Annotated in this window: 13 protein-coding genes; 2 read left to right on the plus strand and 11 right to left on the minus strand. The window is 45.2% G+C overall.

Features of this window, described 5'->3' with window-relative positions:
* Nucleotides 1–493: 493 nt before the first annotated feature.
* The 8 genes from G632_RS21000 to G632_RS19030 all read right to left on the minus strand — a co-directional run bounded on the left by G632_RS21000 (nt 494) and on the right by G632_RS19030 (nt 11,657).
* Nucleotides 494–4,330, minus strand: a complete 3,837-nt coding sequence (locus tag G632_RS21000) for a GH25 family lysozyme (protein ID WP_051154883.1) — start codon at nt 4,328–4,330, stop codon at nt 494–496.
* Nucleotides 4,331–4,959: 629 nt separating this feature from the next.
* Entirely contained in the window at nt 4,960–6,036 is a 1,077-nt protein-coding gene (locus tag G632_RS0106325) for a hypothetical protein (protein ID WP_155828851.1), read from the minus strand.
* An 18-nt stretch (nt 6,037–6,054) separates the two neighbouring features.
* Entirely contained in the window at nt 6,055–7,500 is a 1,446-nt protein-coding gene (locus G632_RS0106330) for an MBOAT family O-acyltransferase (RefSeq protein WP_022768181.1), read from the minus strand.
* 35 nt (nt 7,501–7,535) lie between these two features.
* The gene (locus G632_RS0106335; protein ID WP_022768182.1) at nt 7,536–7,874 is read right to left on the minus strand and encodes a multidrug ABC transporter; all 339 of its coding nucleotides are present in this window, start codon (nt 7,872–7,874) and stop codon (nt 7,536–7,538) included.
* Nucleotides 7,867–8,238 (minus strand): transporter, encoded by a 372-nt coding sequence (locus G632_RS0106340; RefSeq protein ID WP_022768183.1) that lies wholly within the window; start codon nt 8,236–8,238, stop codon nt 7,867–7,869. Before G632_RS0106340 ends, G632_RS0106335 begins: the two co-directional genes overlap by 8 nt.
* 8 nt (nt 8,239–8,246) lie before the next feature.
* Nucleotides 8,247–9,215 (minus strand): SGNH/GDSL hydrolase family protein, encoded by a 969-nt coding sequence (locus G632_RS0106345; protein WP_022768184.1) that lies wholly within the window; start codon nt 9,213–9,215, stop codon nt 8,247–8,249.
* A gap of 19 nt (nt 9,216–9,234) precedes the next feature.
* Nucleotides 9,235–10,323, minus strand: coding sequence for a hypothetical protein (locus tag G632_RS0106350; RefSeq protein ID WP_022768185.1), 1,089 nt, complete (start codon nt 10,321–10,323; stop codon nt 9,235–9,237).
* Between the two features lie 26 nt (nt 10,324–10,349).
* Nucleotides 10,350–11,657 carry an MBOAT family O-acyltransferase gene (locus tag G632_RS19030; RefSeq protein WP_196802272.1) on the minus strand — a complete coding sequence of 436 codons (1,308 nt, stop codon included), beginning with the start codon at nt 11,655–11,657 and terminating at the stop codon, nt 10,350–10,352.
* A 783-nt stretch (nt 11,658–12,440) separates the two neighbouring features.
* On the opposite strand from G632_RS19030, the gene G632_RS0106360 reads away from it, so the two are divergent.
* A complete protein-coding gene (locus tag G632_RS0106360) occupies nt 12,441–13,757 on the plus strand; it encodes a sugar phosphate nucleotidyltransferase (RefSeq protein ID WP_022768187.1) in 1,317 nt (438 codons plus the stop codon).
* On the plus strand, nt 13,754–14,764 hold the full coding sequence (locus G632_RS0106365; protein ID WP_242826712.1) for a type I phosphomannose isomerase catalytic subunit: 1,011 nt from the start codon (nt 13,754–13,756) through the stop codon (nt 14,762–14,764). The genes G632_RS0106360 and G632_RS0106365 overlap by 4 nt, the downstream gene beginning before the upstream one ends.
* On the opposite strand, the gene G632_RS0106370 is transcribed toward G632_RS0106365, so the two are convergent.
* The 3 genes from G632_RS0106370 to udk are packed head-to-tail and all read right to left on the minus strand — an operon-like array spanning nt 14,761 to nt 17,344.
* Nucleotides 14,761–15,540 carry a hypothetical protein gene (locus G632_RS0106370; RefSeq protein ID WP_022768189.1) on the minus strand — a complete coding sequence of 260 codons (780 nt, stop codon included), beginning with the start codon at nt 15,538–15,540 and terminating at the stop codon, nt 14,761–14,763. The two genes, G632_RS0106365 and G632_RS0106370, sit on opposite strands and share 4 nt — an antisense overlap.
* Before the next feature lie 2 nt (nt 15,541–15,542).
* On the minus strand, nt 15,543–16,691 hold the full coding sequence (locus G632_RS0106375; RefSeq protein WP_022768190.1) for a DUF6077 domain-containing protein: 1,149 nt from the start codon (nt 16,689–16,691) through the stop codon (nt 15,543–15,545).
* Between the two features lie 32 nt (nt 16,692–16,723).
* A complete protein-coding gene (gene udk / locus G632_RS0106380) occupies nt 16,724–17,344 on the minus strand; it encodes a uridine kinase (RefSeq protein ID WP_022768191.1) in 621 nt (206 codons plus the stop codon).
* Nucleotides 17,345–17,360 lie beyond the last annotated feature (16 nt).

The following is a 17,360-nucleotide window of genomic DNA, read 5'->3' on the forward strand; positions in this document are numbered from 1 at the left end:
TAAGTAGAAGTGGTTGATTGCCGGCGACGGATTTGCATCACAAGCGCCTATATAATTAACACTGGTTGGAAACGGTTTATCGACCACCCCACAACTCCCGTCTATACAAAAAATAGTTGGAAATTGCAAAAAGGATTTTGTGGCCATCTGCTTATACTTGCGGGAAAGTACATAACAAGAGACCCGTAGGCCGGTACTTGTGGGGCAGGAAAAGAGCTAGGCATGAAATTTCAGTTTCCCCGGCCCGAAAAAAAATTTGTAATTTCCAACTAATTTTTCATATAGGATTTTTTGTGATGCTTTTAAAAAATCAACTCCAACCATCAGGCTAATATTTAAAGCCTTGTGATGTGTGAGTCACCGGGGACGTTTCAGTTTGTCTCATTTTGAGTCAAACTGAAACGTCCCCAATGACTCACAATTAAAAAGACAGGAGCCCTAAGCTAAGGCTCCTGTCCTTTAAATCATTTATCCATTGCACCATCAAAACAAATCAGTTATAGAGAATGTTCATATCAACATTTCCGGAAATTCCGGAAACAGATCCCTTTGATGTGTACTGCCACATATCGTAACGAGTCGCAGTGTAACTAACATTAGCTGCGTACTGAGCAAGCCAGATCTTGTAGTTTGTCAATGAAGCAGTATTGATGTTCTTGGTAAACCAGGTCTTGTTGGAGTAAACACCTGCCCTGTAGCCTGCGCTTTGAATGGTTCCGCAGAAAGCCTTGATATTGGCTGTACGCTGGCTTGCGCTGATGGTGTCACCACGGCCGTTACTTCCCTCAACGTCGATGTAGATAGGGAAGCTGAGGCTGTAACCCTTGCAAAGGTTGATGCACATGGACGCTTCCTCTACGGCTTCAACTTCGTTGACCGCCTGTGAGAAGAAGTAAACACCAACTCTGAGTCCTGCTGCCTGAGCGCCTTTGATATTTGCTCTGAACTTAGGATCCTCGATGAGCGCACCTGCTGAAGATCCTCTGTATCCGCAGCGGATGATTACAAAGTTAACACCGTTGTTCTTAACCTTATTCCAGTCAATGTTTCCATTCCACTTGCTGACGTCAATTCCCAGCGTTCCTGATGAAGATGAAAGAGCTCCATCGCTGCCGAATGTGTACTTGGCACCCTTGATGACCTGCTCACCGGTTACGTAGTTACCATTCTTGTCAAAGTAGTAAGTCTTGCCATCGATGGTCCACCATCCCTGCTTAACGTCAGGGCCTGATTTCTCTTTTCTGAGATAGAAGGTTGACCCCTTGTAGTAATCGTCGTAAGTCGCCTCAACATAATCGCCGTTGGCGTTCTTCACATAAACGGTGTTTCCGTTCTTGTCCTTGAGGACTGTAGTCTTGCTGATGACTGTTACTTCTACAGTTCCGTCCTTGTAGCCGTCGCACTTAAAGGTAATTGTTGCGCTACCTGCACCAACACCGGTAATTGTTCCATCACCGCCAACTGATGCAATATCGCTCTTTGCAGATGAATATGTCACCTTCTTGCCTGCATCCTTAGGAGCAAGCTTAAAGGTTCTTCCCTGAACAAGAGTAACCTTGGTCGCATTCATCTCAACCGTCTTGTCGCTGTTCTTGGTTACGGTAACTTCTATTGTTGCGTCCTTGTATCCCGATGCAGAAATAGTGATTGTTGCCTTACCTTCCGCAACACCCTTTACTGTTCCATCCTTAGCAACTGTTGCAATCTTTTCATCGGAACTCTTGAATGTAACAGCATTTGCATCAATTCCTGAAACAGTGAGCTTGCCGGTTGCATCTTTCGCAATGCTAAACGGTGATGGGCTTGATGTGAAGGTGATGAGCTTTTCATCTGCCTTTGCTACATTTACTGTTGCTGTTGCATCCTTGTATCCATCAGCTGTAACAGTGATCGTAGCCTTGCCTTCTGCCTTAGCCTCGATTGTTCCGTCGCTGCCAACTGCTGCGATGTTGTCTGCGCTTGACCTAAATGTAACTGATGAAGGACCTGTGGCTGTGAGCTTTGTCTTTTCCCCGACCTTCATGTTTATGTTTGTGCTGCTGAGTGTCATGTCCTTGAGCACAACTTCAGCCTTCTTAACAGAAACGCTAACGCTGCCATTGTTGTAGCCATCAGCCTTAACCGTAATGGTTGCGCTGCCTTCGCCCTTGGCAGTTACTGTTCCATCGTTTGACACAGTAGCTACCGCCTCATCACTTGATGTGCAGGTAAAAGAGCTTGGACCTGAAACAGAGATATTGGCTGTCTGTCCTACTTCGAGGCTTGAACTTGATATAGAAACAGTCATATCCTTAGGTGTTTCTACGGAAGCATCTGTTGAAACGCCATCTCCTGAAGATGAACCACTGCCTGAATCCTGGCTGCCACCTTCGCCGGATCCGTTGTTTCCGGCATCATCAGGATTGGTGTCATCTCCGGTTCTTCCGGCACCTGCAACTGTCGAACCCTCAGTTGATGCATCTGTGGAAGCACCTTCTGTTCTTCCCCTGGAAGCTGAAAGTCTTCTGATTGTTCCTGTAGGAATCATTGAGCTTGTACTTGGATCAGCAATTGTATCTTTATTTATCTGCTCATAGTTATAATTGCCACTGCCAGAACTTGTACTTCCCTGGTTTGAATCAACCCACTCAACCGTATCAGTAAGCGCTGACTCAACAACTTCCTGGACCGCCGTATCCTCTTTTGCCGCATTGACCTGAGACTCTTTCTTGATCTCGTTGCTGACATCGACAACCTTAGTCTCGACTGTGTCCTTGATGGTCAAGGACTGGGTTCCAAGTTCAAGAGCATAGTTGCTGAATTCAGAAGGCAGTGCGTTAGGTGTAACCTTGTACTTGCCGGCTGTCAGGTTATTCTTGTAGATGATTCCGTCCTTGTCGTGATCATCGTAAGTTACTTTTGTTCCGTCAGGAGTAACAACATCAACTGTGAAAGGCACGTTTGCAACGAGCTTGTTAGTCTCCGAGTTGATGAACTTTATCTTCATGTCGCTCTTGATGGTAGTGAGAGTCATCTTAATGGTAACTCCCTGTGCATCGTCGGCGACCTCTTCCTCTTCTTCCTCTTCTTCCTCCATGACGATGCCTGCTGTCATGGCTCTTGCACGCTCTGCATCTGCCACTGCCAAAAGACCTGTCGAACCAATAACATCATCGAACTGCATTCCGGCTCCAACCTCAGCAAAGGAATTGATCTCAGCAGTCCTTCCCAGAGCATCTCTGTAGAATGACATGGTTATAAGACCACCAATCACGAGAAGAATAGCTACAATAGCCGCTGCGCGCTCTGCAAAAGAGGTATTCTTAACAAATTCAATTATCTTGGCTCCGGCACCTGATCCACCGCGTCTTCTGCGATCTCTGTCTTTTTTGTCACGACCCGATTTCTTGTCAGCTTTTGAAGCACGAGAAGACCTTCCGCTATCGCGTCCGCCTCTTCCACCACGTGCTACGGCAGCTGCAGCGTAGTAATCATCCTCGTCGTCACGGTAGTCTTCATCATATCTGCCGTAATCTTCGTCGTACTCTTCTTCGTATCTATCGTAGTCTTCTGCGTCGCGGTAGTCGCGTTCATCGTCGTAGCGATCATCTATGTCGTCTTCAGGATAGTCGTCCTCATCCTCATAACGATCATCCTCTTCATCAGGATAATCATCTTCATCTTTGTAACGGCCTTCTACCTGATCGCCGTAGTCTTCTTCGAACTCCGGGTCATAATCTTCATCTTCGTAGTCTACTTCATCACGATAATCTGCGCCATCTTCCGCATCTTCTAGCTCGTCGCGATACTTAGCTTCTTCAGAATAGCTACTGTCTTCATACTTCGAATCAGTTTCATACGATTCCTCTTCAAAGTAATCTTCATCACTGTAGTCATCCTCAGGCTCTGACTCAGCCTTAACGGGGAATGGAACCACATTACTATCCTCAGCTACTACATCTTCAGGATACTCATCCTCTTCAGGATATTCTTCTTCCTCAGAATACTTGTCTTCTTCAGGATACTCATCCTCATATCTCTTGCGATTTGTATCCACATCGAAGTCATCATCTTCCCTTAACTCCTGATCGAAGTCGCCATGCTTCTCTCTGCTGTACGACCTGTCCTCGGGATAATCTTCCTCTGGATAATCATCTTCCGGATAATCCTCATCACGATAATCTTCATCATCGTCACGGTAGTCCTCATCACCGTATTCTTCTTCAAATTCTTCGTCGTATTCCTCGTCTTCGTAGTAGTCCTCTTCGAACTCCTCGTCGTAATCCTTGACGTCCTGTCTTCGGCGAGGCTTCTTTCCAATTTTATTAAATAACTTAAGACTTCTTTTCATACTTTCTCTCCTCAAATATGAATGCCTTCTATACTTCCCCACAAGGCACATCAAACGAGTAAAATCATCTCACAATATATTGTATATATCAAGAAAAAAACACAATACTTATGAAGATTTTACCATTTATTAACCATTCTAACAACCAAAGTAGTCAATTGCGGTCAATTGCACTCATTTTCAGCTTGCCGTGCATCACAACTCCTCAGTATTGTTCACATGGTTGGAAACGTTATTCCGACCACCCCACAACTCACTTCCATATAAAAATTAGTTGGAAATTTCAAAAAAGGTTTTGAAGCCGAGCAAAGATATAGGCAAAAAACTACATCACAACGTACCGTTGAGCCGAGTGCTGTGATGTAGCTACAGCGTTAGGCATGAAATTTTAGAAATCCTCCGGGTAAAAAAGTTTTGTAATTTCCAACTATTTTTTCATATAACAATTTTTGTGATGCTTTTCAAAAAGTAAATCCAACCAACAACACCTGATACAGCCTCTTGTGATGCAGTAGCAACCAAGAAGTCATAAAGTCTAACCCCACAGCATCACAACTCCACAATAAAGTCTCCCCAAATAGAAAAAACGCCACAGCCCCAACCAAGGCCCATGGCGCTTAATCAATCAATTACCTCCACTCAAATCCGTTCTCTTCAACAACCTTCCTCATCTCCTCCGCATTCACATCCCAGGACTTGTAATACTCATCCCCGCGATGATCAGGAAGCACTTCCTCGCCATACAGATTCCTTAGCTGCTCGCCAAGATAGTGTGAGAACTTCGTAGCTCCGTAATAATTCAAATGTGACCCGTCATAGGTATCCTGACCACTCTCAAAGTCAATCCCGATATCCCAGTAATGCTGCACAGTGTAATCATAGTAAACATGCGTATTTCCGGCCTCGTTCTGCTGGGCCACATACTGCACAAGCCAATTATACCTAAGATCCTCAGCCTGGATCTGATCCATAACCTGCTCTTCATTGACATGATAAGGCACAATGGTCAAGTACAGCTCAATCCCGTTAGCCTTGGTATAATCCACAATCTCCTGAAGGTACTCCACCGACTTATCGGATGGCGCCAGAACCTCGCTGGGATTGATACTCGGCGCCGAAACAGGATTCATCTGAAAATAAGGCGTAAATCCCTTGAAGTTCACATAATCATATTTAAATTCCTCAATATCCTCATCTTCCAGCGCATCATACCTGTCATGATAGCCAAAGAATCCCGGAAAATACTTGTTCCAGTTTTCCTTCTCTCCATCAAAACTCGCCCACATCATTTTGAGCTTGTTCACCCCAAACTTAAACCCATTCATCGAATCTGCCAGGTGAGTGTACTTGTACTTGTATTCATCCTGAAATGCCGCCGGCGTAAAGAAATCCAGCACCACAACCTTGGGCTTCTGAGTCTTGCACAGCTCCTTCAGGTAATAATACGAAATCCACAAAGGCTGCTCAGCCGACGAAAAGTCAAAGGCCGAAATCCCATACTCCTCCCAAAGCTTAGCCGTATTAACACCATAATGCACATGGCTGGAGCCCAGCATAACAACATCAATAGAATCCTTAGGCTGCTCATACATGGCAAGACACTGCTTAACGCCGTGATCCGTCCTGTCTTTGAGCACGAAATCCGCGCCCCATAGCGCAACCGCCAACACAACTATAGAGAGAATTGTCGCAATTATCTTTTTCATAAAAAACATTTCCCTCCCTTAAAAACTCATGTACATGAAGCTTCTGATTGCTTCACCTGAGCCGTATTTTCCAAACACCAAAACCACCAGAGCGATCACCACAAGGAATATCGAGCGCGCAATATCGCCCCATTCCACAGCAACAACCTCCGGCAGCACACTCTTTTTCATCCAGGCATGAACATCCATGACCACCATCAAAGCCACGGCCAGTACAGCGACCCACCACTCCATGGTAGAAATCCCCAACATCATCTTATCCGCGACCGCCATTCCCGCCAAAGGCGATAGCGAATTAACTCCCGGGATCATGCCACCGACGAACCTGAGCGCCTCAGCAAGGCCATTAGCTCTGAAGAATATCCAGGCAAAAGACACAAGACAGAATGTAATTACCTGGCCCGAAATTCCCTGTATCGCAAACTTAAGCTTCGCCTTCTTACAAAGCCCCGCACAGATATTGAACAGCCCATGAAGCAGGCCCCAAACAAGGAATGAAAGTCCGGCTCCGTGCCAAAGTCCGCACACAATAAACACCACAAGAGTGTTGATCATCTTCCTGCCTTCGCCCTTGCGATTTCCGCCCAGCGGAATATAGATATAATCTTTGAGGAAGTTACTGAGAGAAATATGCCACCTGCGCCAGAACTCAGTGGTAGACTGCGCCAGATAAGGCGTTTTGAAGTTCTGAGTCAGCTCAATCCCAAACAGCCCTGAAATACCAATCATGCTGTTGGTATAACCCGCAAAGTCGCAATAAATCTGAATTGTATAAAGAACCGACGCCAGCATCATGGTCAGGAATCCGCAAGATGCCATATCCGCATACACAGCATCCACCACAACACCAAGCCTGTCAGCAATAACCAGCTTCATAAAAAGTCCCCAGACCAGATAAGACATACAACGAATGAATCTGTCCAGGTCAAATATCTTCGCCCTGCTGCTTTCCTCGATCTGCTCGAAGAACTCCCCTGCCCTCTCAATAGGACCGCTCATCCACTTAGGGAACCACATCATGTAAAGCGCAAACTTAAAGGGATTCCTCTCAGGCTCAACCAATCTTCCCATATACAGGTCCGCAATATAACTGATCGCCTGGAAAGTGTAAAACGAAAGGCCAATCGGCATCGCAGCCAGCGCACCCATGCTACTCTCACCGTTCCCGAACCGTCCCATCATCCACGGAACATATTTCCATCCAAACAAGATCAGCGCCAATAAAGCGATACTGACCGTCATTAGTACTGTTTTGGAGTCATGAGCGCTTCCCATAGCCAGCCCAACCAGCCAAGTCATCAGCGTAATAACCGCCAGCACAGCCAGCCCACTTACGCCACCTTCGCTGTAGATAAACGCCACACTCCCTATTAACAATACATACTTACGAATTTTCCCAGGAGAAATCCTGAAAAGAAAAACCATGACCAAAAGAAAAACTATAGTTGTTGTTTGAAGCAACATATACCTTTACTCTCCCAAATTTTTCGCAAATCAGATCACAGATAAAAAATAACAATTCCGGTAATAATAAGCCCCATTCCAATAAGCTTGTTCCCGGTAAACTTTTCCCCAAACACAACGCGAGACAGGATCATAACAAGAATATAGGCAACAGGCTCCATGATAACAGTTCCCATGTATCCCAGATGTTTGTAGCAGAGAATCCCCACAAACATGGACACAACCAAAAGCCCATATCCCCCGATCACCAGGACATTCAGATATTCCCTGATCCTGCTTGGATATTCCTTCTGCGCACTCTTTTTCAGAAGCACCTGCGAAATTGATGCCAGGAGTTCGCCAAAGATCATTACGAGCATGAAAATGTTAAGCATCTTTGCCCTCCCCCATATTCATCACAATTACGCCGGCCATTACCACAAGGACTCCGATAACTTTCTTAACGGTAATCCCCTGACTGAAGATCAGGAAATTCCACACCATTGACCACAGCAGCGTCATAGCCTTATTAGCATACGCTACCGAAAGCTGAAACCTCTTTATTATCTGCTGCCATAATATGGCATAAACACCCAGAATGCAGAAATCCAGCCCAAAGAACAATATATATCCCGGGCTCAGAAACTCGTGCTTGGACGCCATGTTCCCCGCAACTGTCGACAGTGAGTAGACCATCACCGAGAACTGCAGCATAACTATATCCAGTTTTCTGATTCCTTTTTTACTCTCAGAATTCATTAACCAACTTACTCCACGCCATAGATTACTTTTGCGAAATGCTCTGCCATATGCTTGTTACATGCAGCATTCACATGAATGTTATCAAGAAGCCACTCTGAACTGTTGTCCTCGTGGATAGTTCCGTAGTAGTTGTCGACAAAAGACACTCCGGTTGCCCCTGACACATCGATCATAAACTGAAGATATGTTGTGAGCCTTCCGTTTCCGAAATCGTACATATCGCCGTTAACCAGCGATCCGGTATTGTCATACGCATAGCACATAGGAAAAGACATACATACAATCCTTATGAACGGATATGCTTCCTGAATAGTCTTTATCCCTGCATTCAAAGCGCCGCTGTAAGTCAGCGGATCGGAATCATTGTCAGGATTCATTCCGATTCGCAGATTGATATAATCCTGCGCATCATAGAAGATCACAAGTGTATCAACACTGTTCATATCAAGCGCCTCAAGCGTCTCAGTATGATTATCATAATTTGAATCTTCAAATTTCTGCGCTGCAGAAGCCATCTGTGAGAAGTCACGATTTGCAATGGCCTTGGCCACGTTTACGAAACTGAAGGCATCCAGCGCATAGTCATCAGTATATTCAGCATTCTTAAGCGCCACGGTAGAAGCCGGGAAACCTGCATTGATACAGTTTGCGCCGAGCTTGCTTCCGATCTGCTCAACCACACCCTCTTCATTGCTGTAGTAAGTCAGGATATCATTTCCCAGGAAAAGAATCGTCTCCTGCCCGTCATCCTCGTGCATAGCCTTCTTATCTTCAGGCAGCAGGAATATCTGATCCATGACCTCAACCGAGAAGTCGCCCTCGACAACGCCCTCTGTCTCAGCCGTTCCCTGATTCCAGATCCACAGCTTAACCACTGAGAACACTATAACCGCCAGGATTACTCCAAGCACAGCGACAAACGCCCACTTGGGAATACCCTGATTTTCTTTATTCTGATCTTCTGTTTTGCTCATAATCTTCCGTCCTTTTTATTTACCAATCTTGTGAAAAGAGCTCTTCATAATCAAAGCTCTCTACAATCTCCCGCATCTTCGTCAGCTCTTTTGCCATCTGCTCAGAAGAAGTAATGCGGTGAGAATCGTCACTAAAACATTCTACCATATATCTGTTGATCTCGGGTTTGTAATGAGAATAATCCGCGTAGTTGTTGAGGTCCGTCACCTCGTCCATGGTCTGAAAATAGAAGAGATGAACATTGTCGTACTCAAGGAGCCTGTCAGCAACATACTGATACTGCGCAAAGGCCGCCTCATAGAATCCCTCCTGTTTCAGGTTATGCCAATACAGAATGCTGTAAGGTGGGAAAAAGAAATAGAACTGCGTGTCAGGATTTTCCTCAACGAAAGGCAAAATATTTTTTTCCAGATTCGCCTGAGTCATTGGCAGAACATCATCTGCAGTATAGACAACATCTGACTTCTCCGGCTCCTCATAGGTGTGCATGACCCACTGAATGTTGTAATAATCCGGGGTCCACCAGCTTGCATAAATCTCAGAAAGGTCCGAACCTTTGCCCTGAATAACCGGCCTGAAGATATATTGGAACAGCACGTCTTTGTTCAGGACATACTTCACATCATTGAAGATATTGTCATCATAGAGATGCTCGGGCAGCGGATACTTGGTCTCCTCAGTATCTGCCGTCATGGTCGGGATATCCATCGCAAAGAACACCGCTCCCATAGGCTGCGTGTGCCTTGCATGACTCGACTCATCAAACACAATTGAGAGGATATTGTAATCGTCCTTGGGATAAGCGCCGCTGTAGCTGAGCTTCACTGTGTCGTATCCAAGTAATTCCTTGAAATCATCAGTGTCGAAATTGACCGTCATAGACGAGCCGATGATACATCCGTTGTAATCCATGTTCACAGCCATGCCAGGATTCTGGGAAAGCTGGTTGTCAACAACATAAGGAAAACCCTTTAGCGGAGTATGGTAATGAAAGAAAGGATCCACATACACCACAAGAGCAGCCACCAGCGCCAGCGCCAGCACAACAAAAGCTATCAGGCCCCAGAACAGTTTATTCAGTTTCTTCTGACTATTACTATTATTCATAATCTACCAATCAACAAACTTGATATTTAGAAATTCATATACAGGAATGTGCTCACTCCCGCAAGACTGATGATGCTCCACACAAGAAGTATCGCAGTCGCAACAGTTGTCTTCACGCCAATCTTACAACTCTTAGCAATGCTAATCGCATTTTGGGAAAAGAAAATGATGACCACCGCCACGATCAGGAACAGCCACATGCAGCTCTCCCACGCGAATGTGAGCTTCATGATAGGTGTGACCTTTATCACATACCAGATTTCATCGAGCTGGAAGCAGGCTGATAACTGAGTTGCAATTCTCTTACTTCCTCCAACAAACATACGCGTGATCAGTTCTATCGCCTGACTTATGCTGCTCGCCCTGAAGAACACCCAAGCCAAGGTCACATACACAAATGTTAAAAGAGTCTTCACTACACGCACAGGTACTGAAGGCTTATCTTCTTTCTTGCCACGCACCATTCTTGTGATGACGTACAGAATGCCATGCATAGCCCCCCACACAATGAAGTTCCAGCCATTCCCGTGCCACAAGCCACTTACCAGGAACACTATCATGAGATTAACATACATTCTCGCCATGCCCTTGCGATTTCCGCCAAGCGGAATGTAAATATATTTGGTAAAAAATTTGGTCAGAGAAATATGCCATCTCTTCCAAAAATCAAGGATATTGACCGCTTTGTACGGTGAATCAAAATTCAGTGGCAAGTCAAAACCGATCATCATGCACACAGCAGATGCCATGTCACAGTATCCGCTGAAATCAAAGTACAACTGGAATGAATAGAATATTGCAACAAGAATAGCTTCAAGGCTTCCAAGTCCTGCTACGGCATCAAAGCCGAAATCTACTGCTTTGCCAAATGTGTCCGCGAGGATGACTTTCTTGAAAAGTCCCATGGAAAAGAGGAAAAGTGCTCTGAGGAGGAGGTCGTAGTCTATTGCTGGTTCCGTACCAATAGCCTCATCTAGCTTCTTGCTAAACTCACCGTACCCCATAAGTGGTCCTTGAAGAATCTTAGGGAAGAACAATATGTACGCCAGATAGTCGACCAAGCTGAAGTCCTCAATCTCTCCCTTATACATATCAACAACATAAGAGATCTGATTAAAAGTATAGAAGCTGACAGCTACTGGGAAGAACAATCCCGAGAACTTGAAGAAAAGCAGAGAAACGATATTAGCCAGAAGAGCAATCACAAGAATCATCTTGCTTCTAGAAGTACCTGGATTAGTTCTTACATCTGCATCTGTTTTCCTGTCTATGTTCAGCCTTTCTTTTGCTAAGAGCCTTGCCAGTACCCCATTCACAGCAACACTTGCTGCCAATACCGCAAAATTTCTCACCCCAAAAGGAGCATAAAAAACCAGAGATGCAATGATAATGATCCATTTACACACATCCCTATACTTCTGATTTTTATTAGCCGCATTTCTTGCAACGTAAAACAAGATCACAAACAGCGGCAAGAATAACAAAATAAAACTATAAGAATTAAATAGCATCTAACATCCAATCCCCAACTAATATCACTTCCACTAGTTTAAGCCATCTGAAGTATTCGTGCAAATTCTTGTGAGTCAAACTGAAACGTCCCCATTGACTCATTTTGAGTCACCGGGGACGTTTCAGTTTGACTCATTTTTCATGTGTGGGGAATTATGCGGCCGAAAGTACATCACAAAACCTTTTATAATGGGCTGTTGGTTGGAGCCTGTTTTTGAAAAGCATCACAAAAATTTGTATATGGAAAAATAGTTGGAAATTACAAAAGTTTTTTCATGGCCATGTAGTCAAAATTTCATGTCTAACACTTTGGCTACATCACAACTATCGGCTACAAGGTTCGTTGTGACGTAGTTTTTGCCAGATATTACAGGCAAGTCCAATGTGACGCAAAAACCCTTTTTGAAATTTCCAACTATTTTTTATATAGGAGGAAGTTGTGGGGTGGTCGATATCACGTTTCCAACCAACGTAGAACATATGTCGCCTTGTGATGCAAATTAGAGTCAGCTGAGCCTGAGCAAAGGGACCATTTCGCTCCATTTGTCGAAATCCACAATAATAGGTATAATAGCTTTGTATTTTCGAAACAAGGAGAAATCAAAATGAATATAATCTTACTATCCGGCGGATCCGGAAAGAGACTTTGGCCCTTATCCAACGACATCCGCTCCAAACAGTTTATCAAGATATTTAAGAAGACAAATGCAGATGGCACAGACGAATACGAGTCCATGGTTCAGAGAATCTACGGTCAGATAAAAGCTGTCGATCCTGATGCCACTGTAACCATCGCAACCAGTAAGTCACAGGTATCAGCAATCCACAATCAGCTGGGCTATGATGTAGGCATCAGCGTTGAGCCTTGCAGACGTGATACATTTGCAGCCATCGCTCTCGCAACTGCATACCTTCACGATGTTCAGAAGGTTCCCGAAACTGAAGCAGTTGTTGTGTGCCCTGTAGATCCTTATGTTGATGCGGGATACTTCAAGTGCCTTGAAGATATGTGCAAGGCAGCACAGGAAGGTGACAAGAACCTCGTCCTCATGGGAATCGAGCCAACATATCCATCAGCCAAGTACGGATATATCATTCCTAACGACAATGGCTTTGACTTCACAGAGAAGCCCGATGAGAAGACAGCTGCAGAATACATCAGCCGTCATGCTCTCTGGAACGGTGGTGTGTTCGCCTACAAGCTTTCCTATGTTCTGGAAAAGAGCCGCGAGCTCCTCGGCTCATCAGACTATGAGACACTCTTTAGCAGCTACGACACACTCAAAAAGATAAGCTTTGACTACGCTGTTGTAGAAGCCGAGAAATCCATCGAAGTCCTTAGATACTCTGGCACCTGGAAGGACCTCGGAACCTGGAACACCCTCACAGAGGCAATGTCCGAGAACACCATAGGCGACGTTCGCATGGATACCACTTCCACCAACGTCCACGCCATCAACGAGCTTGGCGTACCGATCCTTATCATGGGAGGCCACGACCTCATTGTGTCAGCTTCCGCCGAAGGAATCCTTGTATCAGACAAAGATCAGAGTTCATATATCAAACCTTTCGTTGACGACATCGATCAGCAGATCATGTTCGCCGAGAAGTCCTGGGGAGACTACAGAGTTCTCGACGTTGAAGAGGGAAGCCTTACCGTAAAAGTAACCCTCAACCCCGGACACAAGATGAACTACCACAGCCACGACCACCGCGATGAAGTCTGGACTGTAATAAGCGGAGACGGTCGCACCATAGTTGACGGCATGGAGCAGAACATCCATCCCGGCGATGTCATAACCATGGCTGCCGGATGCAAGCACACAGTAATTGCTGGCGACAACGGCCTTCAGCTCATTGAGGTACAGTTAGGCGAGTCCATCAATGCCGCCGACAAGAAGAAATATGAGATGCCCTCGTGAAAGGACAGACAAGCATGACCGGTAACGTTCCTTTTCTCCTCAGGCCCAGCAGCAAGGATTACCTGTGGGGAGGAAGCAGACTAAATGATGATTTTAACTTAGGACTGGACTCAGACCCCTTAGCAGAGGCCTGGGTCTGTTCAACGCACCCTGATGGTCCCTCATATACCACTTCGGGAAAAGAGCTTACAGATGTCCTCAAGGCTCATCCGGAATACCTTGGCACCCACGTCCTTAGCCTTACCGATGGCAAAGGTGAACTTCCTATCCTGATAAAGTTCATCGATGCCAAGAACGATTTGTCCGTTCAGGTTCATCCCGATGATGAGTATGCCAGGATCCACGAAAACGGATCTCGCGGTAAGACAGAAGTCTGGTACGTTCTTGATGCCAAGAAAGACTCAAGCATCATCTACGGCTTTAGCATGGATGTGGATAAAGAAACCGTCCGCAAGTGTCTCAATACAAACAAGATCACAAAGCTCCTGAGTAAAGTTCCTGCCCACAAGAACGACGTCTTTTTTATCACCCCGGGCACAGTTCACGCCATCGGATCCGGCTGCCTTATCGCCGAGATTCAGGAGAGCAGCAATGTCACCTATAGATTTTATGATTACGACCGAACTGATAAAAACGGGAACAAAAGAGAACTACATATAGACAAGGCCCTGGAAGTTGCGAACCTTAGATCAACCGCAGCTCCCCGTCAGCCCATGAGAGTCATAAAATACCGCTCCGGCTATGCCACCGAGCTTTTATCAAGATGTAAGTATTTCATCGTTGAGAGAATGCTTCTGAATACAGAAAACAGAATTCTTGCAGAATATAAAACAGATTCCAACAGCTTCCACAGCCTTCTTATCACAGACGGCTGCGGCAGTATCGGATGGGAAGGATGCAGCGGCGGAAGCCTTAACTTCTTTAAAGGTGACTGCATCTTCATCCCGGCAGATTCAGTGCCCCTGACTCTTCACGGAAGAGCACAGATCCTGGATGTCAGCTGTTAAGAAGACACCTGCGGATCCTCATAAATATAGTAATTATCAATAGTCTTAATCAGCTTCAGACCCAGCGTTGTCAGATTTTTATTGATCTTCCTGTCTTTGGCTAGAACAATATATCTGCAGCTGGTCTGTCTGGTAGCGTCAAGAAGTTCTTCAGCATCAATAATCTCGGGCTTCTCCATAACCTCGTAAACAGGGTTATAATAATCCCACTGTGTAACTACCATCTCACGGCCGAAAGGCATCAATATATCAGTATCGTACTGGCGTACAAAGTGCACCAGTTCAGAAGGAAATGCCGCCCTTACCCTGTCCTCGCCATCTGCAGGCGCAATAACATCACATATTTCAATCACATGCTGCGGAATATGATACAGATTCTGTGCCACAGACATGTACTGATTCAAATAAACAAGATGACCTGAGAGCGCCACAACAACAAGTGCAATAACAAGCGCAATTCGCTGCTTCATCTTCCTTTCAAAGCTAAATACCAGCTTGCAGACAGCATAGCCAATCACCACATACATAGGCACAAGCCAGAGCACGCGGTAATAAGTATCACTCTCATCAAAGGCAGCCACATAAACCATCTTTGTCACAGGGAAAAGAAATCCCGCCAGGATCACAATCGGCAGAATCCCCAGAAGTATTTTCTTTTTCAGGTCCTTCTCGGCGACAATGATGTAAATCGCTGATGCCACCAGAAGGATTGCCAGCAGCGGATTGCCAAAATACAACTTCAGAGCAACCCAGCACTCCATAAAAATACCATACATACTCAAACCCTCGACCAGACAGAGAAATAGATTCCAAGATAAATTATATTTGGAATAATGCAGAGGAACGCACCCAGTAGCACAGTCCATCTCTTAGTCACAACAAGCAGTACCAGTGTCAAAAGAGCTATCAGACCACTTCCAAAAATTACACCCAATGAGCTGCATACTCCGGACAGCATATTCACCAGAGTCAGCATTATCCATGCAGTCCTAAAGCTCGTCCTCTCTTCCATCTTCGAGTCCTCAAACATCCAGAGGAACAACCAGAGGATCATCGGGAACACCAGGTTCGAAACCAGTGCCTTGCCCTGCCATGTCCTCATGAGAAAGAAGGTCGCCGGCGTATAAATAGATACATTTCCAAACATCAGAAGGAGCGATACCACGATCATAAACACCGGTATCAGCTGTTGTCTGCTCCTGAACAGTATCCTTCCGATTTCAACATAAGCAAGATAAACCAACGGAATAAAGAACAGCGGAATAATACTGTGAGATACAATGGTTGCGTGAATACCACTGAGCTTAGCCACAAAGGCGATCCACATGGTGATAACAGCCAGCGCATGCCTTATATCAAGCGATGTCGACATACCCGTATATGGAAGAATAGTATTCATAACATCCGCCTGCTGCGCAAGTAGCGACTCAACAACATAATAAGCATCGTCTCCGTCAAAGCTTGCCATCACAATGCTCATGATCATCTGGAAAGCCATGATCGCAATGAATATTCCCCAATAAACCCTGCTCTCCAGGGTGTAGTCAGCCTTGTAAGTCTTAGGATCAGTTCTCGGATTAAGAAGATCTCTTATATCAGCATGAGCTTCGCCGGGGAAAAGAGCTAAGAACTTCCCATCTCCGTCATTTAATATCCTGATACTACGTGCTATTCCAAACGCAGCAAGGAGAAGCACTGCAATAATAAAACTCCTCCTACAGTAGGTAAAAGCACTGTATACAACCTTGAACATACTGGTTATGGCAATCACCTCAAACACAGCCATATAGACCAGATAGCCCAATATAAAGGTTATCCCCACAGTCCTTCGAAACTCAGGCAATATGAAGTTAAAAAGCAGCCCTATACAAAAGGGAACCACCAGCAGCCACAATATCAGCTGCAGAACAGAAATAACAACTCCCACAAGATTGCCCTCTCAATCAAACGAATAGTATATCAGTCAGCCATCATAAGCTTTAAGTGCTCACGAAGAATGTTGATACCTGTCAGGTTCTCGCCGCCGCGAGGGATGATGATATCCGCATACTTCTTACTGGGCTCAACAAACTGCTCATGCATGGGTTTAACAGTCTCTCTGTACTGGCTGAGGATTGACTCAATACTTCTTGCACGCTCAACCATGTCACGTCTTATTCTGCGCATCAGTCTCTCATCAGCGTCTGTATCAACGAAGACCTTGATATCCATAAGGTCACGAAGTTCCTTGCTCTCAAGGATAAGAATACCCTCTACGATGATAACCTTCTTGGGAACAACATGAACTGTCGCATCGGACCTGTTATGAATTGTGTAGTCATAAACAGGCATATCGATCTCCTCATTGTTCTTAAGCTTTTTAACATCCTCGATCATAAGGTCTGTATCAAATGACTCAGGATGGTCATAGTTAAGCCTGCTCCTGTCCTCATAAGAGAGGTCATTGTGAGCCTTGTAGTAGGAATCGTGATTGATGACAACAATATCGTCGCCAAAAGACTCCTTGATCTTTCTTACGATTGTAGTCTTGCCTGAAGCTGTTCCTCCTGCAATACCAACTATGCAAATCTTATCGCTCATAAAATCCCTCCTGAAA

This window comes from Butyrivibrio sp. NC2007 (assembly GCF_000421405.1).
Taxonomy (GTDB): Bacteria; Bacillota; Clostridia; order Lachnospirales; family Lachnospiraceae; genus Butyrivibrio.